General features: G+C 42.7%; 18 protein-coding genes, 2 tRNA genes and 1 other RNA gene. 19 read left to right on the top strand and 2 right to left on the bottom strand.

What is annotated here, in order from left to right; all coding sequences use genetic code 11:
• Window positions 1-6 precede the first annotated feature (6 nt).
• The 6 genes from AN389_RS16990 to AN389_RS16965 all read left to right on the top strand — a co-directional run bounded on the left by AN389_RS16990 (window position 7) and on the right by AN389_RS16965 (window position 7,147).
• Window positions 7-82: transfer RNA gene (locus tag AN389_RS16990), tRNA-Thr, on the top strand.
• A gap of 46 nt (window positions 83-128) precedes the next feature.
• Window positions 129-204 (top strand) — tRNA-Phe (locus tag AN389_RS16985).
• Window positions 205-499: 295 nt separating this feature from the next.
• A complete protein-coding gene (locus tag AN389_RS16980; RefSeq protein ID WP_055018733.1) occupies window positions 500-1,132 on the top strand; it encodes a putative quinol monooxygenase in 633 nt (210 codons plus the stop codon).
• Window positions 1,133-1,354: 222 nt separating this feature from the next.
• Window positions 1,355-2,770: a TolC family protein gene (locus AN389_RS16975; protein ID WP_055018734.1), complete on the top strand. Its 1,416-nt coding sequence runs from the start codon at window positions 1,355-1,357 to the stop codon at window positions 2,768-2,770.
• Window positions 2,760-4,067 carry an efflux RND transporter periplasmic adaptor subunit gene (locus tag AN389_RS16970; RefSeq protein WP_055015252.1) on the top strand — a complete coding sequence of 436 codons (1,308 nt, stop codon included), beginning with the start codon at window positions 2,760-2,762 and terminating at the stop codon, window positions 4,065-4,067. Before AN389_RS16975 ends, AN389_RS16970 begins: the two co-directional genes overlap by 11 nt.
• Entirely contained in the window at window positions 4,064-7,147 is a 3,084-nt protein-coding gene (locus AN389_RS16965; protein ID WP_055020314.1) for an efflux RND transporter permease subunit, read from the top strand. Before AN389_RS16970 ends, AN389_RS16965 begins: the two co-directional genes overlap by 4 nt.
• 140 nt (window positions 7,148-7,287) lie before the next feature.
• Here AN389_RS16965 and ssrS read toward each other — a convergent pair.
• Window positions 7,288-7,471: non-coding RNA, 6S RNA (gene ssrS, locus AN389_RS20220), on the bottom strand.
• Between the two features lie 193 nt (window positions 7,472-7,664).
• Between ssrS and AN389_RS16960 the strand changes: the two genes are divergently transcribed.
• The 13 genes from AN389_RS16960 (at window position 7,665) to alr (ending at window position 18,511) form a co-directional block, all read left to right on the top strand.
• Window positions 7,665-8,219, top strand: coding sequence for a UPF0149 family protein (locus AN389_RS16960; RefSeq protein ID WP_004589599.1), 555 nt, complete (start codon window positions 7,665-7,667; stop codon window positions 8,217-8,219).
• Window positions 8,220-8,245: 26 nt separating this feature from the next.
• Window positions 8,246-9,568 carry a Xaa-Pro aminopeptidase gene (gene pepP, locus AN389_RS16955; RefSeq protein WP_055020313.1) on the top strand — a complete coding sequence of 441 codons (1,323 nt, stop codon included), beginning with the start codon at window positions 8,246-8,248 and terminating at the stop codon, window positions 9,566-9,568.
• Between the two features lie 14 nt (window positions 9,569-9,582).
• Window positions 9,583-10,770 carry a 2-octaprenyl-6-methoxyphenyl hydroxylase gene (gene ubiH, locus AN389_RS16950; protein ID WP_055020316.1) on the top strand — a complete coding sequence of 396 codons (1,188 nt, stop codon included), beginning with the start codon at window positions 9,583-9,585 and terminating at the stop codon, window positions 10,768-10,770.
• Window positions 10,767-11,933: an FAD-dependent monooxygenase gene (locus tag AN389_RS16945; protein WP_055020312.1), complete on the top strand. Its 1,167-nt coding sequence runs from the start codon at window positions 10,767-10,769 to the stop codon at window positions 11,931-11,933. The genes ubiH and AN389_RS16945 overlap by 4 nt, the downstream gene beginning before the upstream one ends.
• Window positions 11,934-12,332: 399 nt before the next feature.
• Window positions 12,333-12,674, top strand: a complete 342-nt coding sequence (gene rpsF, locus AN389_RS16935; RefSeq protein WP_004588455.1) for a 30S ribosomal protein S6 — start codon at window positions 12,333-12,335, stop codon at window positions 12,672-12,674.
• A 43-nt stretch (window positions 12,675-12,717) separates the two neighbouring features.
• On the top strand, window positions 12,718-13,035 hold the full coding sequence (gene priB / locus AN389_RS16930; RefSeq protein WP_004588456.1) for a primosomal replication protein N: 318 nt from the start codon (window positions 12,718-12,720) through the stop codon (window positions 13,033-13,035).
• Window positions 13,036-13,047: 12 nt separating this feature from the next.
• Window positions 13,048-13,275 (top strand): 30S ribosomal protein S18, encoded by a 228-nt coding sequence (rpsR, locus tag AN389_RS16925; RefSeq protein ID WP_002962753.1) that lies wholly within the window; start codon window positions 13,048-13,050, stop codon window positions 13,273-13,275.
• Between the two features lie 35 nt (window positions 13,276-13,310).
• Entirely contained in the window at window positions 13,311-13,763 is a 453-nt protein-coding gene (rplI, locus tag AN389_RS16920; RefSeq protein ID WP_004588457.1) for a 50S ribosomal protein L9, read from the top strand.
• A 210-nt stretch (window positions 13,764-13,973) separates the two neighbouring features.
• Window positions 13,974-14,522, top strand: coding sequence for an RNA polymerase sigma factor (locus AN389_RS16915; RefSeq protein WP_055020310.1), 549 nt, complete (start codon window positions 13,974-13,976; stop codon window positions 14,520-14,522).
• Entirely contained in the window at window positions 14,515-14,991 is a 477-nt protein-coding gene (locus AN389_RS16910; protein ID WP_055018740.1) for a hypothetical protein, read from the top strand. The genes AN389_RS16915 and AN389_RS16910 overlap by 8 nt, the downstream gene beginning before the upstream one ends.
• A gap of 9 nt (window positions 14,992-15,000) precedes the next feature.
• Complete coding sequence (locus AN389_RS16905; RefSeq protein ID WP_055018741.1) at window positions 15,001-15,939, top strand: DUF4097 family beta strand repeat-containing protein; 939 nt, start codon at window positions 15,001-15,003, stop codon at window positions 15,937-15,939.
• Window positions 15,940-16,052: 113 nt separating this feature from the next.
• Complete coding sequence (dnaB, locus tag AN389_RS16900) at window positions 16,053-17,432, top strand: replicative DNA helicase (RefSeq protein WP_055020309.1); 1,380 nt, start codon at window positions 16,053-16,055, stop codon at window positions 17,430-17,432.
• Complete coding sequence (alr, locus tag AN389_RS16895) at window positions 17,432-18,511, top strand: alanine racemase (protein ID WP_055020308.1); 1,080 nt, start codon at window positions 17,432-17,434, stop codon at window positions 18,509-18,511. Before dnaB ends, alr begins: the two co-directional genes overlap by 1 nt.
• A 14-nt stretch (window positions 18,512-18,525) precedes the next feature.
• Here alr and AN389_RS16890 read toward each other — a convergent pair whose 3' ends face one another.
• Window positions 18,526-18,765, bottom strand: coding sequence for a DUF2960 domain-containing protein (locus AN389_RS16890; protein WP_004588463.1), 240 nt, complete (start codon window positions 18,763-18,765; stop codon window positions 18,526-18,528).
• Between the last annotated feature and the right edge of the window lie 27 nt (window positions 18,766-18,792).

The following is an 18,792-nucleotide window of genomic DNA, read 5'->3' as shown; positions in this document are numbered from 1 at the left end:
TAGTGTGCCGACTTAGCTCAGCTGGTAGAGCAACTGACTTGTAATCAGTAGGTCAACCGTTCGACTCGGTTAGTCGGCACCATTTATTTAAATTAAATGTTTTAAATGTTTAATTGCACTGTTTAAGTGCCTCGATAGCTCAGTTGGTAGAGCAGAGGATTGAAAATCCTCGTGTCCCTGGTTCGATTCCGGGTCGAGGCACCATTTATATTAAAGCCCTGCATACACATGCAGGGCTTTTTTTTGCTTAAAATTTATTATGGACAAAAAAGTCCATATTAATTGGGTATATCCTCTCTTTTTCTCCCTTGTTTGCATGCGCATAATGACCTCATCAAAAGGTTGGGTGCTGTTATTACTCACTCCATTTATTTACTCATCAATATGATTGATTTTAGTAATAAAATGCAGGGCACTTTTAGCCTAAATAATACTAATCCGCAAAAAAGATCACTTAATTAAGCGTATTGGTATAAGTAATTTAAAGCTGGAGCTAATTATGATCACGCAAATTGTTAAGTTTGATATTAAAGACGAGCACATCGCACAATTTAAAGTGCTACTAGAAGAAGACAAGCAAGGCGCTAAGGCCGAAACAGGTCTTTTAGAGATGCGTTTATATCAAGATAAAAACGAGCCAGGCGTCTTTTTTGCTTATGAGCGTTTTGAAGATCAAAATGCAGTTGATTACCATGGCGCACAGGATTACACACAAACGTTATTAAATGCGCTGCCTGAAATTAGTCAATCGGCGCCAGAGGTCATGCTGCTTGAAAATACAGTGCCAGCTCCGCTGCATGAGCGTAATACAAAAGTTATTAACCCTGAAGACGATATATGTATTGTGTTTTTTATTTTTAAGATTAAGCCAAGCTTTAAAAATAAAGTAATAGAACGTTTTGCAACGCATGTAGAGCAAACGCGCAGCCAAGAGCCGGGTAACTTAGTGTTTGATTTATATAGTATTGAAAATAACGACGATACATTAGTTGTTTATGAACATTGGCGCAATGAATCTGCGCTGTGGGACATTCACTTTAAGCAGCCGTACGCAGCCGAAACAAGCGAATTACTAGCACAAGCAGTTGTTGGCGATATGCAGCAATACATGAGCTTCGTTAAAGAAATTTAAAGGTTTGTGTTTAACAATATAGCTTATCTCGTTTAGCAAATAGTGTATTACACGCTATTTGCTTTTTTGTATAAATACCCTCCAAATTTCCTGCCGGTTTTTATAATAACTGACTATTATGTTAATTCATCGCAACGTATGTAATGTTATGTAAAGTAAGTTGAGCAAAATTTGCCAAAGTGCTTGAATTACATTCATAAATGGCAGTAATTTAGGTTAACTATGATTTGGCAACATAAGCCAACTTTATTGGCACTCAGCTTAGTGTTGCTTGGTGGTTGTGCGGGCAACTTAAACCCGCAGCAGCGCCAACAAACACCAAGCGATATAGCAACCGCATGGCAACACGGCGCAGCACAAAATACACTTGCAGTAGAGCAGCAATGGCTACAAACATTAGAAAACCCCTACATTGAAAAGCTTGTTAATAAGGCGCTGAATAATAACCAAGCTTTGTTACAAAGTGCCTACGATGTACAAATACAAAAGCAACAATTAATAATTTCAGGCTCTGCGCTTTGGCCCGATCTTGATATATCTGGGCAAACTAGGCGTAGTAAAAACAATCGACCTGTAAGTTATGATAATGCTAGCTCTGTCACTCTAGAGCTAAGCTATGAAGTCGATGTGTGGGGCAAGTTATCTGATGCTAAACGCCAAGCCAACCTAAACTACTTGGCGCAACAAGCTAGTTTTGAGCAAGCCAAGCAGCAATTGGTGGCCGATGTGGTCACTGGCTGGTTTGATTTAGTCACCGCCCAGCAGTTGCTCGATTTATATAAACGCCGAGAAGAAAACGCTCAGCAAAACTTAGATATTATTGAATCGGGCTACCGCCAAGGTATTAATGAAGCACTCGATGTATATTTAGCCCGTAATGAGCTTAATAACGAGCGTACGCGTATTGCCAATCAGCAAGCCACGCTTGTAAGCGCGTCGCGTTCTTTAGAGCGCTTATTAGGCGGTTACCCCAAAGGTGATATATCAGCAGAGGTTGAACTGCCTGTTTTTCTTGCGCCAATTAATATCGGTATTCCCTCTGAGCTTATAACCCGCAAGCCCCAACTGCGCGCAAGCTGGTACCAGTTATTAGCGAGCGATGCGGGCCTAGCCTTTGCACATAAGCAGCGCTTCCCTAGTTTAAACTTATCAGCAAGCGTGAGTGATAGCACCGATAGAGTGGGCGATTTATTCTCGCCATCAAGCTTAGCGTGGTCCTTATTAGGCAGTATCTCTGCGCCAATATTTAATGGTGGCCAGCTAAAAGCAAATGAAGAAATAGCGCGCTTAAATGCACAAAAACAAGAGCAAGCATATTTAGACACCTTGTACGATGCATTCAGTGATGTTGAAAATGCAATTACTCAGCAGCAGTCGCTGCAAGCCAGTTATAAAAGCACCCTAGAAGCACAAGAAAACGCCCTTGCAGCGGAGCAACTGTCGTTTGAGCAATACCAAAGTGGCTTAGTAACTTACACTACAGTGCTGGATGCACAGTCGCGCTCTTTTGATGCGCAAAGCTCACTCATAGAAACAAAAAACCAGCTAATTGCTAACCGAATAAACCTATACGTTGCCCTTGGCGGCGATTTTAACGCCCCAACAAGTGAACCTAAGAGCAATAACGATGAAAACTAAATCAGCAAAACTTTTAATTCCAGCCGTAGTGGTGGTGGCCACCATTTTAATTGTTATGTTTATTAAGGGTAACCCGCCTGAAGCAAAACGTTTTGGCTCACCCCCTAAAGCCACCGTGAGCGTATCGGTAAAAAAGATTGAGCCACAAGATTACTTAATTTTTATTGATAGCTATGGCACGGTAAAGCCACGTACTCAAAGTTTGTTAGTGGCTCAAGCATCTGGGCAAATTAATAAAGTAAGTGATGATTTTAGAGAAGGCGGTTTTTTTGAAAAAGGCGATGTACTGCTGCAGCTCGACGATAGAGATCATCAGGCTGAGGTCAAATCGGCGCAGGCAGCATTACTGACTGCAGAGCAAAGCTTATTAGAAGAAAAAGCCCGCGGCCAACAAGCTATTACAGATTGGAAGCGCTTAGGTGGCTCATCCCAAGCGAGCAGCTTAGTGCTTCGCGAGCCCCAACTAGCGGCTGCACAAGCACAAGTACTTTCAGCACAAGCCGCACTTGAAAAAGCACAGCTTGATTTAGAGCGCACCAAAATTACTGCGCCTTACGCTGGGCGTGTGCTTAGTCGTAATGTAGACCTTGGCCAAGTGGTAAGTGAAAACACGGAGCTTGCAACTATTTATGCCATAGACAGCGTTGAAGTGCGCTTACCAATTAAAAATAAAGACCTTTCGTATATTAGTTTGCCAGAGCAATACAGAGATGGCAGTAAAAACCAAGCAGGCTCACTCGTTAAGTTTAAATCTGACTTAGTGGGCGAGCAAACATGGCAAGGACAAATAATACGCACTGAAGGCGCTATCGATGAAGATGCACAGCAATTGTATATTGTTGCGCAGATAAATGACCCTTACAAAGCCACAGCAAATAACCAATACCCTATTAAAATTGGCCAATACATCACTGCGCAAATTAGCGGTAAAACAGTGCCTGATGCGTTAATAATCCCTAATAGTACTATTTACCAAGGCAGCTACGTGTATGTGGTTGAAGGGGGGCTGTTAAAGCGTAAAAACATTACGCTTGCATGGCAAAATGCTACACAAGCTATGATAAAAACAGGTCTTAATGCAGGCGATAAGTTAGTAATTACACCGCTTGGGCAAGTGAGCTCTGGCACAGCAGTAAGCATTTTAGGCGAAACTGATAAGCAAAATATGCGAGCAAAAGGCCCAGGAAAAGGTAAGCGTCCATCGCGTGAGCAGCTAGAAAAAAAAGCGCAAGAGCTGGGGATTAGTGTTCAAGAGCTAATACAAAAACGCCGCGCTGCACAAGGAGATAAGCCATGATCGCTTGGTTTACAAAAAACCACGTAGCGGCAAACTTGTTACTCGTCACTTTACTGTTATCGGGTTTATTTAGTTTATCGACTCAAATACCGCTTGAGGTGTTTCCATCGTTTGAAACAGATCGCATAAGTGTAAGCGTTACTTTGCGAGGCTCAACCCCAGAAGATGTAGAGCAAGGGGTAACTATTCGAATAGAAGAAGCTGTTCAAGATTTAGAAGGTATAGAGCAAATTTCTAGCCGCTCATCTGAGGGCTCTGCGTCAGTAACCATAGAAGTTGAAAGTGGCTACGACCCACGCGAATTATTAGCCGATATAAAAAGCCGTGTAGATGCTATAAATACCTTTCCGGCGGATGCTGAAAAGCCCATTGTGGCGCTTGCCGAGCGAAAACGTGAAGTAATAGCTGTTACCGTAGCGAGCGATTACGGTGAAAAAGAAACCTTAGAATACGCCGAGCAAGTACGCGACGATATTTTACGCCTTCCTAATGTAACGCAGGTTGAGCTAAGTGGTGTAAGAGATTACGAGCTCGCCATAGAAGTAAGCCAAGACACCTTACGCCAATATAATTTAACCCTAGCGCAAATATCCACTGCTGTTGCTAAGTCGAGCTCTGATATATCGGCCGGTAATTTAAAAACCGAAGGTGGCGATGTTCTTATCAGCTCAAAAGGCCAAGCTTACCGCAAAGATGAATTTGCCAATATTGTGGTTAAAAACCAAAGCGACGGTACAGTAATACGCTTAGGTGATATAGCAAGCATTAATGATGACTTTGAAGAAACCCCTGTTCGCACACGTTTTAACGGTAAACAAGCCGCCTTTATTGATGTATACCGCATAGGCCCACAAAGCGCGATTGACGTAGCAGACGATGTTAAAAATTACATAGAGGAGCACCAAAGCTCGCTCCCGCAAGGTTTTGCACTAAGTTACTGGGATGACGACTCACAAGTAGTAAAAAGCCGTATAGCCACCTTAACCAGTAGTGCGTTACAAGGGGGCATTTTAGTGTTAGCACTACTTACTTTATTTTTACGCCCAGCCATCGCATTTTGGGTGTTTATTGGTATTCCGGTTTCGTTTATGGGCGCATTTATTGCGATGCCTATTTTTGGTGTAACTCTAAATATAATGAGCTTATTTGGCTTTATTTTAGTGTTAGGTATTGTAGTGGACGACGCCATAGTAACGGGGGAAAACGTTTATACTCATTTAAAAACTGCTGAATCGGGCGAACAAGCTGCCATTTTAGGCACGCAAGAAGTAGCAACGCCGGTTACCTTTGGCGTACTAACAACCGTAGCCGCCTTTTTACCTTTAGCGTTTATTGAAGGCGCACGGGGTGCCTTGTTTGCACAAATTCCGGTGGTGGTTATTCCGGTATTACTGTTCTCGTTAATTGAGTCTAAGTTTGTACTACCAGCTCATTTAAAATATATAAAGTTACGAAACCAAAAAACAAAATCATCAAAGCTTGAAGTGCTCCAACAGCGTTTTGCAGACGGATTTGAAAACGCTATTTTAAAGTACTACCAACCTATTTTATCAATTGGTTTACGTTATAAATTAGCCACCGTAAGTTTGTTTGTAGGTGTATTTTTTATAATTTTAACTTTAATCACTAGTGGTTGGACTAAGTTTGTGTTTTTTCCGCGTATTCCAAGCGAAACTGTACGGGTTACTTTAACCTTGCCAACAGGTACACCATTTGAAGTGACTAATAAGTATGTCATGGACATGTCGCAAAAAGCGCAGCTATTGCAAGACAAATACCGCGATGAAGACACCGGTGAAAGCGTAATATTAAATATACTCGCCTCCACAGGTGGGCGCGGCGGCGTGTCTAATTCTGGCAGCGTTCGCTTTGAGATTACCCCTGCAGAGAGCCGCGATTCAGACATTGGTTCGCGCGAGTTGGTGAGTGAGTGGCGTGATTTAATCGGTATTATTCCAGGGGCCGAAAGCTTAACTTTTAGAGCTGAAATTGGACGCAGTTCAGATCCTATAGATGTGCAATTAAGTGGTACTTCATTAAGTACCTTACAAAAAGTAGCGCAGAGCGTTAAAACACGTTTAAGTACGTACCCAACTGTATTTGATATTGCCGATAGCATGTCGGATGGTAAAGAAGAGTTGCAAATAGAGCTTACCGAACAAGGCTTTGCTTTAGGCTTAAACCGTGTTGATGTAGCTAACCAAGTACGTAACTCATTTTTTGGCTCGCAAGTTCAGCGTATTCAACGCGGACGTGACGATGTACGTGTTATGGTACGCCTACCTATTGAAGAGCGCCGCTCTGTAGCCGACTTACAAAATATACTTATTACTACGCCTACGGGCGGCTCGGTGCCACTTTCGCATGTAGCCACATTAATTGCAGGGCAAAGCCCATCTACTATTAACCGAATAGACCGCTACCGCACACTTAACGTGACCGCCGACATAGAAAAAAGTAATACCAACATGACCGCGCTGCAAGCCGACCTAACTGAGTATTTAGATGAGCTAATGCAGCAATATCCAGGTGTTGATTACAAGCTAGAAGGTGAAGCTAAAGAGCAAAGAGAGTCGTTTGGCTCGCTTGCTTGGGCATTGTTATTTGTATTTTTTATTATTTATTCTCTATTAGCGATACCGCTTAAATCGTACATGCAGCCAATTATTGTAATGAGCGTAATACCGTTTGGCATGATTGGTGCCGTGGTTGGGCATTGGGTCATGGGCATGGATTTAACCATTATGAGTTTGTTAGGTATGCTTGCACTCATTGGTGTTGTGGTAAATGACTCGCTGGTTTTAGTTGATTTTATTAATAAAAAATGCAGTGAAGGCGGCAAAATTATTGATGCGGTTAAACTTGCAGGGGCTGCACGTTTTCGCCCAGTAATGCTAACCAGTTTAACCACCTTTATTGGTTTAATGCCGCTACTATTTGAAAAGGCGACACAAGCACAGTTTTTAATTCCAATGGCAGTAAGCCTTGGCTTTGGTATTGTGTTTGCTACGTTTATTACACTTATATTAGTGCCAGTAAACTATATGCTGATGGAGCGCTTTCAAAGTTGGTTTAGATAAATACCGAAATGTGTTCTAGGGCTAAGCTGTGGTTGATTAATGTCAAGTGCAGCTTTTTTTTGCCAAAAAATTATAAAAATAATGTACGAAGGTATAGTAAAAAATGATTAGGTAATAAGAGGGAGTATAAAAATAAGAAGATGTTCCCCAAGCGTGTGGTGTCCGGCGTCAGTCCTGAAACCAGAAGGTTTCAGGGCGGAAAGCTGCGGTCTACCGTAGGCTTCTCGGTACATGCCGAGCTTGCACAATAGTAGACGAACAGAAATCCTGGTATAAAATTTATCGGCTCAGGGACTTAACCAAACTCCGACACCCCAGGGAACAAGTTCAGTATATAAGACATAATCCATTCCTTAAACCCCAAACGAAAAAAATTCAATCGTTCGAGCAGTTTTTGCCCGCTGGTAACGCGCTATTTACTTATCGTACTACTTTTTGAGCGGGATCATACAATTAATTGGAGTTGCTTTTTATCGAGTGGTAGCATTGCCATAACTTGCAAAGCGAAGATATAAACATGAGCGACTTACCAGATTACCAAAAAGCCCAGCTGCTTTTGGAAAAAAACGAAATTTTTGTCTCACCGGCAGAAGCGCATGGTGTAATTAGCGGACTACTGGCCTGTGGTTTAAGTATTGATGATAAAGAATACTTAGGTCTATTAAGTGATGTATTTAATGATGGCCAAGCGTTTAGCAACGACTTAAAACAATTTTTTGGCACCATTTATAAGCAAGTCGTTGCTAGCTTTAACGATGAAGCTTTTGCGTTTGATTTATTTTTACCAAGTGATGATGAAACTCTCATCGATCAAGCCAATGGCCTCGTATCATGGGTTGCAGGGTTTATGCTTGGATTTGGTTTAAAACAAAAAGATTACGGTAAGTTATCGGCGGATGTAAAAGAAGTGATTAGCGATTTTAGCGAAATTACACGTCTAGATACCATGTTTGACGAAACCGAAGAAGACAGCCAAGCCCTTCATGAAGTGATTGAATATGTGCGTGTATCGGCATTGCTTTGTTTTGCCGAGCTAGGTAAAGAAAAAGCACCTAAAAAAACACTACATTAATTTAAAGTATAACGGGTTGTTAAAGCATGGTTGAAATACAAAAGTCAGAATTTAAAGCACGCCGTGAGCGCTTACTTTCACAAATGGACGCAAACAGTGTGGCTATTATACCTGCGGCCAGTGAAGTAACGCGTAGTCGCGATACTGAATATGCCTTTAGGCAAGACAGTGACTTTTTTTACTTAACCGGTTTTAACGAACCCGATGCTGTTTTAGTGCTGTGTAATAACAGCGACACACCTAGTACGCTATTTTGCCTTGATAAAGACAAACAAGCCGAAATTTGGCATGGCCGCAGAATTGGCTTCGAAAAAGCTAAAACTGAGTACTTATTCGACGAAACTTACGCATTAAGTGAGCTAACTGAACAATTATTAGATTTGGTTAACGGTCAGCAGATTTTATTTTATGCACAAGGCGCTTACCCACGCTTTGATACCAAAGTATTTACCTTGTTAAGCACGCTTAGAAGTGGTGCGCGAAAAGGCCTCAAAGCACCAAGTACCATTAAAGAAATACGCGGCCTAATTCATGAAATGCGTTTGTTTAAATCGCCCAGCGAGGTAAACATTATGCGCGAAGGCTGCGAGCTAAGTGCCCGCGGACATATGCGCGCAATGCGCTATTCACACCCCGGCGCTACTGAATTTCAGTTAGAGGCTGAGCTGCATCATCATTATGCAATGCACGGTGCCCGACACCCAGCGTACGGCACCATTGTGGGTAGTGGCGATAACGCTAATATTTTGCATTACACGCAAAATAGTGATGTGTTAAAAGCGGGCGATTTAGTATTGATTGACTCTGGTTGTGAGCTACAAGGCTACGCCGCCGATATTACACGTACTTTTCCGGTTAATGGCAAATTTAGCGAGGCGCAAGCCGCACTTTATAACATTGTACTTAAAGCGCAAGAAGTGGCTTTTGAAGAAGTTAAACCCGGTGGTTTTATGTCGCACGCCAATAAACGAGCCATGGAAGTAATGACCCAAGGGTTACTCGATTTAGGTATTTTAACTGGCAACTTTGATGAGCTAATGGCAAAAGGTGCTTGCAAAGAATATTACATGCACGGGCTTGGGCACTGGTTAGGCCTTGATGTTCACGATGTGGGCGATTACAAACAAAATAACGTTGAGCGCGCATTTGAGCCAGGCATGGTTTTAACCATAGAGCCTGGGCTTTATATAAGTGAAGATTCAAACGCACCGCAGCAATATAAAGGCATTGGTATTCGTATTGAAGATAACCTTTTGATCACCGAATCAGGGCACGAAAACCTCACACAAAGCGTGCCTAAAACCATAAACGATATAGAAGCGCTAATGCAAAGCGCTAAAAGCGCATAAGCTTGGAGAGTAAAGTGGCTAAGCAGTTTGATGTCGTTGTTATTGGGGGCGGGCTTGCAGGGGCAAGTTGTGCGCTAAGCATTGCTAAAACAAATCCTTCACTGACTATTGCGGTGGTAGAGGCAAACCAAGTATCGGGCGATTACCACCCAAGTTTTGATGACAGAAGTATTGCTCTTGCACAGCAATCGGTTGAATATTTACAGCAGTTAAATTTATTTGAGCCAAGTGCGCCATACACAGCAGCAATAAAAAAAGTAAGCGTGTCGGATCGTGGTCACTTTGGTAAAGCACATATACATTGCGACGAATTTGCTAAACCTTCATTAGGTTATGTAGTTGAAGTAAACCCGTTTGGCCGTGCACTGTATCAGCGTTTAACACAAGCGAGTATTACACTTTATTGCCCCGATAGCGTAAACAGTATTAAGCAAGGCTTAAACAATAATGAATTAAGCTTGCAAAGCGGTGAAAAATTAAACGCTAAGCTACTTGTTATTGCCGACGGCGCGCAATCACCAACCCGAAAATTACTTGGTTTACGTTTTAATACTCAGCCTTATGAGCAAGACGCTATTATTGCCAATGTTGAAGTTGCAGGTGGGCATAACAACCATGCCTATGAGCGCTTTACCGAGCACGGCCCTATGGCACTTTTACCGATGAGCAATAACCGTTATTCATTAGTATGGTGCATGGCAAAGCCGCAAGTTGAGCTGCATACAGCCTTAAACGAAAGCGATTTTTTAAATACGTTACAACGTGCATTTGGTTACCGAGCAGGGCAATTTACAAAAGTGGGCACACGTACAAGCTACCCGCTTGTTTATGGCCAAGCAGAATCATTAACGGCGCATCGCACGGTAGTTATTGGTAACGCTGCGCATGCTATTCACCCCATTGCAGGGCAGGGCTTTAATTTAGGCCTGCGTGATGTGCAGGTACTTAGTCATTTAATCGCAACAAGTAAAAACGAGTTAGGCGGTTATGCGTTTACACGTGAGTATTCACTAAAGCGTAGTAGCGATATAAAAACGGTAATGACATTAACCGATGCACTGGTAAGGCTTTTTTCAAACTCGTCACGGGTTTTAGCATTTGGGCGCAGCATTGGGCTTTTCTCAATGGATTTATTTCCTGCATTAAAAGCACCGTTGGCAAAGCAGCTAATGGGGCAAGTTAAACAAGGTACACGTTTATGAAGCAAGCACAGGTTTGTATAGTGGGTGGCGGCTGCGTAGGGTTAACCCTCGCGTTAGGACTCGCTAAAGCCAATGTAAGTGTTGTGGTGTTAGATGCCGCGCCAGAGCAATTACCGCCAAGTGATGAGTACGGATTACGCGTAAGTGCGTTGAGCATAGCAAGCCAAACTTTGTTTGAGCAATTAAACGTGTGGCCACACATAATGGCAGAGCGAGCGTGTGCATATACGCATATGGACGTACGCGACGCCGACAGTTTTGGTAAAATAACCTTTAATAATGAGCAACTTGAGATTGATCACTTAGGTCACATAGTAGAAAACGATATTATTCGTTTTGCACTTATAAAAGAGCTCGCGCAACAAGCAAGTGCCACACTCATGTTTGATACGCAGTATCAACAAATACACCAAAGTGAGTCCGACGTATTTATAACCCTTAAAAGTGGTGAGCCTATTATTGCTAAACTGCTGGTGGCAGCCGATGGCGCAAATTCGGCTATTCGTAAGCAATTTAATATGGCGCTAAGCTTTAAAGATTACGACCACCATGCACTCGTTGCTACGGTTAAAACCAAAGAGCCACATGCAAACACCGCTCGCCAAGTGTTTTTACCAACAGGGCCTCTGGCATTTTTACCACTAAGCGATGCCAACACCCATTCTATAGTGTGGTCTACCAGCCCTAATCACTGCGATGAATTGCTCGCAATGGACGATACTACTTTTAATAAAGCCGTAATGGCAGCCATCGATGGCCAATGCGGACTGTGCGAAGTGCAAAGTAAACGCGCAGCATTTCCACTTAAAATGCGCTACGCCCAGCAATGGGTTAACGGCAAAGTGGTGCTAATAGGCGATGCAGCACACACCATTCACCCTTTGGCAGGACTGGGTATGAACCTAGGCCTAAAAGACGCCGCGTATTTAATTGAGCTACTGACAAGTGATAGTAAAGAGTTTGCGAGTACCCGTACACTTCGCGATTACGAGCGTACCCGCAAGCTCGACGCGCAAAAGCACATAGCCATGATGCAAGGGCTCAAAGAGTTATTTGAAGGTGCAAACCCGGTTAAAAAACTGATTCGCGGAGTAGGGCTGTCACTCGTTGATAATCTGGGGCCAATAAAACACCTGTTCGCCAAAGAAGCGATTGGTAAATAAGTAGGTTGGCAAGAGCGAAGCGAAACCCAACGAGAAAGTAAAGTAGTCAGTTTTTAGCTGTCAGCTTTCAGTCAGAGAAAAACCGATGTTTAGTTTAAACATCGGTTTTTTGTTTTTAAGCGGCTTTAAATAGATTAAAAGCTGCGCTTTTCACGCGAGCAAGCTTTGCATCTACATACAAACCCAATGCACTTATCGTAATTCTGCTTGTTGATATAAAGCGGATACATATTAATATCATCCTGATAGCTGCTCTTATAAAAGCCTAAAAAACCTGCTTGCTTAATTATCCATCTAAGCGTAAAATGCGCGCTCATTTCGGCTTTTACACTATTAATTCCTTGCCTTAAACCGACCGGCCGAAACGGTAGAAGGCTCTATTAACCGTAAGGAATATCCATGCGTCATTACGAAATCGTATTCATGGTTCACCCTGATCAGAGTGAGCAAGTATCTGGTATGATCGAACGTTATACTGGTTCTATCACTGAAGCGGGTGGTACTATCCACCGTCTTGAAGACTGGGGCCGTCGTCAACTGGCTTACCCAATCAACAAGCTTCACAAAGCTCATTATGTTCTTATGAACGTTGAAGCACCTACTGAAGTAATCAGCGAGCTAGAAACTACTTTCCGCTACAACGATGCAGTGCTTCGTAACTTAGTTATGCGTACTAAAAATGCAGTAACTGAAGCGTCTCCTCTTGCAAGAGAAGAGAAGAAAGAAGCACCAGCTGCTTAATTGTTTTGAGTCCTAGCATGGCACGTAGTCAGCAGTTAGTGTAATGGTTAGCCCATATATGAATCAGCTGGTTATATCGGGGGTTGTTTGTAAAACACCCAAGTTTAGCCAAAGCCCTGCAGGCATACCGCATTGTATTTTTGTTGTAGAACATAAATCGATGCAAACCGAGGCAGATCTTAACCGTAATAGTTACGTTAGGCTTCAGGTTGTTGCCAGTGGTAAGCAAATGCAACAACAGACTCAACATTTGCACGTTGGGCAGGCATTGCAAGTGAGTGGTTTTTTAAATCGCCACGAAGGTCGTAACGGCCTTAGCCAATTGGTTTTGCATGCTCAGCATATAGAAAGAATTATTTGAGGAATTAATCTCATGGCACGTTATTTCAGACGTCGTAAGTTCTGCCGCTTTAAAGCGGAAGGCGTACAACAAATCGATTACAAAGATCTAGCTACTCTTAGAAACTATGTTACAGAAAGTGGCAAAATCGTACCTAGCCGTATTACAGGTACTAGCGCTAAATACCAGCGCCAGCTAGCAACTGCTATTAAGCGTGCTCGCTACTTAGCCCTTCTTCCATACACTGACTTACATAAGTAAGCAGCGGATTAACAGTTTTTAAAAGGTGTAGAAACATGCAAGTTATTCTACTAGATAAGATCGCTAACCTAGGTGGCCTAGGTGACCAGGTTGTTGTTAAATCTGGCTTCGCACGTAACTTCCTTTTCCCGCAAGGTAAGGCAGTTCCTGCAACTAAAGCAAACATTGAAACGTTTGATGCTCGTCGCGCAGACTTAGAAGCGAAAATCGCTGAACAGTTAACTGCAGCACAAGCACGCGCTGACAAACTAGAAGCATTAGCAGAAGTTACTTTAGTATCTAAAGCTGGTGACGAAGGTAAGCTATTCGGTTCAATCGGTACTCGTGACATCGCTGACGCTATCTCAGCTGTTGGTGTTGAAGTTGCTAAATCAGAAGTTCGTTTACCTCACGGTACTATCCGTGAAACTGGCGAATTCGACGTTGCAATCGCAGTACACTCAGACGTAACAGCTACTATTAAAGTAATCGTTATTGCTGAAGCTTAATTTTTAATTAAGCCCAAAAAGCCGTGCTTTTAGCGCGGCTTTTTTGTATCTAACATTCCTCTTTAATACCCATCTAATCCCTCTTTATAAAATTATTAAACTATTTTTATTATTAGTTTAAACCTTTCTTGTCTGTCTTTGCGTCTTAGTAATCAATACACTCATTAATACACGTTTTTAAATAAAAATAATTAAAAGGCGACATCACGGATGTTACACACAAAACCCGAGCACACGCCCCTATGCAACCTTGCACTCATTGAGCGTGTTAAAGCGGGGGATCAAAATGCTTATAAAGCATTGTATGAGCTGCATATAAAGCGTGTTTACGGTTTATGTTTGCGCTTATTAGCTGATGAAGCGCACGCTGAAGATGCCGCTCAAGAAGTATTTGTGCAGGTGTGGCATAAAATAGCGCAGTTTGATGGACGCTCACAATTTTCTACTTGGTTATATAGCGTAGCGAGCAACATTGCCATTAGTTATGTGCGTAAGCACAAAAGCTGGTTAAACAAAGTAGTGAGCATAGAGCAAAGCGGTATGGATGAGCAAAGCGCCCAAAGCTGTAAAGGGTTAAACGGACTCGATAAATTAATAGTTCGTTTACCTGAGCGTGCCCGCATGGTGTTTGTTTTATATGCCATTGAAGGTTACCGTCACGAAGAAATAGCCAAGCAACTGGGTATGGCTGTAGGGTCGAGCAAGTCACAATATCATCGCGCAAGGCAGTTATTACAAGAGTGGTACGAACATGAGTAAACAAAATTTTGATGACTACTTAAACGAGTCTTTAAATAACTTAAATAAAGACATAGCGCCCAATAAAGCACTTTGGCAGGGCATTGAGCATGCCCTCGTTACAGCTAAGCCACGTGCTGCTAAAGCGCCATTGTGGCCTAAATTAAGCGCTATTGCTGCGTGCAGCGCCGCGGCGTTATTAGCAATCAATATATTTATGAGCAACAACGAGCCAAGCCAAGTGGTTGCTATGAGTGATTACTTTAAAGCACAAAAGCAAAGTTTATTAGTACAGTACAAAAACCAGGATGCGCTTACCAATAACTGGCAAGCACAGTTACAAGAGCTTGAAGAAGCAGAGCAAGCAATTAAACAAGCACTTGAAAACGAGCCACAAAATCAGGCGTTACTGACCATGTTGGCGCAAGTTTACCAGCAACAACTCGACTTAATTAACAAGGTGCATGCACCGCGTTGGCAGCAAATATAGGGGAATAACATGAAAGCAATTTTACTTGGGCTAAGTCTATTACCACTGAGCGTTTTAGCGGGCGAAAAAATAGATAAGCAAATAGAGGTGCCAAATGGCGGCACTATTTTTATTGAAAACCAACGCGGCGATGTAAACATAACTGGCTGGGATAAAAACGAGTTTAAAGTCTCCGGCGAGCTTGATGACAAGGCCGAAGGGTTTGAGCTTAAAACGACAGGCGATAAAACCGAATTTATAGTAAAAATGCCACGTAATTTGGGGTGGGGTAATAATGGCGATGGCTCTAACCTAACGGTATTTATGCCAAAAAACAGTCATTTAGAGTTTGCTGGCGTAAATGTGTCGGTGACTGCACAAACCCTTGAAAAAGGCGCTGAGGTTGATGTTGTTAACGGTGAAATTACGGTAAATGACATTAGCGGCATTGTTAAATTAAGCACCGTAAATGGCGATGTAAACGCACAAAACTTAAGCGGTAATATTCAATTTGAAACCGTAAACGGTGAAATAAACGATAAGCAATCAAGCGGAGAGTTGCGCTTTAGCGCCGTAAATGGTGATATTAAATCAAGCACAACAGCAAACAATGTGCGATTAGAAAACGTAAATGGCGATATCGATTTTACATTATCAAGCATTAAAAGCTTACGTATCAATACTGTAAACGGCGAAGCTGAAATACACATCAGTGAGCTGCTAAAAGGGGCTGATGTACGCTATGAGTCGGTAAGTGGCGATGCGGATTTTTACTTTCCGCAAAGCGTGTCGGCTCAGTTTGAGATTAAAGCGCACGCCAATGGTAAAATTATTAATAAAATTACCAGCGATAAAGTAATTAAGGCTAAATATGGCCCTGCAAGCGATTTAGAGTTTAGTGCTAATGGTGGCAGCGCAAGTGTTGAAATGGATACCATAAGCGGGCGCATTGAGCTGCGTACTAAATAACGCTAATTAGTGTTGATGATTACAAAAAGCAGGAAAAGATTTCCTGCTTTGCTATTTGCACAGCCCCGCCAAGTCGATAGAATAGAGCCATTCAATTTTAGTACTGTGAAGTTATGGCCAAACCAGATAAGCAAGTCGATACCCTTAAAGTTCCTCCCCATTCAATAGAAGCTGAACAATCTGTTTTAGGTGGCTTAATGCTTGATAACCAAGCGTTTGACCGCGTAGCAGAGCTGGTTGTTGCGCAGGACTTTTATACCCGCACCCATAAGCTTATTTTTGAAGCCATGACCGCACTTGCTGAAGTGGGCGATCCGATAGATTTAATCACAATTTCAGAAAGCCTTGAAGAAAATAACCAACTGGCAGGTATTGGTGGTTTTGCGTATTTGGCAGAAATAGCTAAAAACACCCCAAGTGCTGCCAATATTGATGCGTACGCTAATATTGTGCGTGAGCGCGCGGTAGTGCGCGAAATGATTGGTGTAGCGAACGAAATAGCCGAAGCCGGTTTTAGCCCAGAAGGGCGCACCAGCCACGACTTATTAGACTTTGCCGAGAGTAAAGTATTTAAAATTGCTGAGCAACGTACAAAAAGTACAGAAGGCCCGCAAAGCATTCATAATATTCTTGAAAAAACCGTCGATAAAATCGAAGAGCTATACCAGTCGCCGCAAGACGGTGTAACCGGTGTAAGCACCGGGTATGCTGATTTAGATAAAATGACAGCAGGTATGCAACCTTCTGACTTAATTATTGTTGCAGCACGTCCTTCAATGGGTAAAACCACCTTTGCAATGAACCTTGCAGAGCACGCCGCAATGACGCAAGACAAGCCTGTGCTTATTTACTCACTAGAGATGCCCTCAGAACAAATTATGATGAGGATGCTTGCATCGCTTGGTCGTATTAACCAAACCAAGGTACGTACCGGCCAGTTAGATGATGACGACTGGGCGCGCCTTTCATCAACCATGGGGTTGTTGATGGAAAAAGGCAAAATGTATGTTGATGATGCATCAGGATTAACACCTACCGATGTGCGTTCACGTGCAAGACGTATAGCGCGCGACCACGGTGGTATTAGTATGATCATGGTCGATTACCTACAGTTAATGCGCGTACCTAGCCTATCAGATAACCGTACTTTAGAGATTGCCGAAATATCGCGTTCATTAAAAGCGCTCGCAAAAGAATTACAGTGCCCGGTTATAGCGCTTTCGCAGCTAAACCGTACCCTAGAGCAACGTGCCGATAAGCGCCCAATCAACTCAGATTTACGTGAGTCGGGGTCGATAGAGCAAGATGCCGATTTAATCATGTTTATATACCGTGATGAGGTATACAACGAAGACAGTACAGAAAAAGGCATCGCCGAAATTATCATAGGTAAACAGCGTAATGGCCCCATTGGTAAAGTGCGTTTAACCTTCCAGGGTCAATTTTCTCGCTTTGATAATTACGCGGGGCCAGCAGTTGATGATGAATACTAATGCGCCTAGCCACAGCCGAAATTAACTTAACCGCCCTTGCGCATAACTTATCGCAGGTAAAACATTTTGCGCCAAATAGCAAAATAATGGCGGTATTAAAAGCCAATGCGTATGGGCATGGCTTAGTAAAAATTGCTCAGCACTTAAATAGTGCTGATGCTTTTGCTGTTGCTCGAATTGATGAAGCCCTTGCACTGCGCGCCGGTGGTTTAACAAAGCCAATAGTACTGCTTGAGGGTTTTTTTAATAAAGCCGACTTGCCTATTTTACTCGCGAATAATTTTCAAACCATTATTCATGATGAAAACCAATTAGCAGCACTTGAAAACGCCAAGCTTGATGCGCCAATAACATGCTGGCTAAAAGTAAATACTGGTATGCACCGTTTAGGTATAGCACCTGAGCAGTTTGAAGAATTTTATAGTCGCTTGCAGCGCACACCCAATGCTAAAAGCACCATTAATTTGATGACCCATTTTTCGTGTGCCGATGATACGGATAATACGAAAACGGCGCAGCAAATTAGCTTATTTGATTCGCTTGTAAAGGGGATAGAGCAAGCGCATTGTTTATCAAACTCGGCCGGTATTATAGCTTGGCCAGCAGGGCACGGTGATTGGATACGCCCAGGACTTATGCTTTATGGGGTGTCGCCAATGGCAGACTGCATAGGGCAGCAGCACAATTTAAAGCCGGTTATGCGTTTAACTACAAAGGTGATTGCAGTGCGTGATGTTGCTGCACATGAGCGAGTAGGGTACGGAGGCCGTTGGCAAAGTGACAAACCAACCCAATTAGCCGTTGTGGCTATGGGTTATGGCGATGGCTATCCTCGTCATGCCAAAGAAGGCACACCGGTTATGATTGCAGGACAGCGTTACGGTATTGTAGGCAGTGTGTCTATGGATATGATAAGCATTGATATAGGCGAAAACGAGCACAATGTTAAAGTAGGCGACAGCGTTACAATGTGGGGGCCGGAGCTTCCGGTTGAAGAAATCGCCCACTGCGCCGATACTATCCCTTACGAATTACTGTGTAATATTACACCGCGCGTAAGTTATGAGTATCAGCGATAGTTAACAAGTGATATTTATTCTTTAATAAAGTAAATATCACTAAAGCCCATGCGGGCAAATTCTTGGTCACGAAAGTTACGTACAGCCGAAGAGCCTTTTGAGGTCATTTCTATTTGGCGTACCATGTTTAAGTAGTTAGTTAAATCAATACCTTCGGCAGCGGCAATAGCTTGATACATGTCGTGGTATTTGTCTTTTGCGAAGTTAATTTCGCGCGGTTGGTTTTTAAATGTATAGGTTATTCTGCGTGCCATAATAAGCTCAGCTAATTGAGTGTGAGT

It is taken from the genome of Pseudoalteromonas sp. P1-7a, from assembly GCF_001401855.1.
GTDB lineage: Bacteria > Pseudomonadota > Gammaproteobacteria > Enterobacterales > Alteromonadaceae > Pseudoalteromonas.
This window is presented reverse-complemented; position numbering and strand designations above follow the sequence as displayed.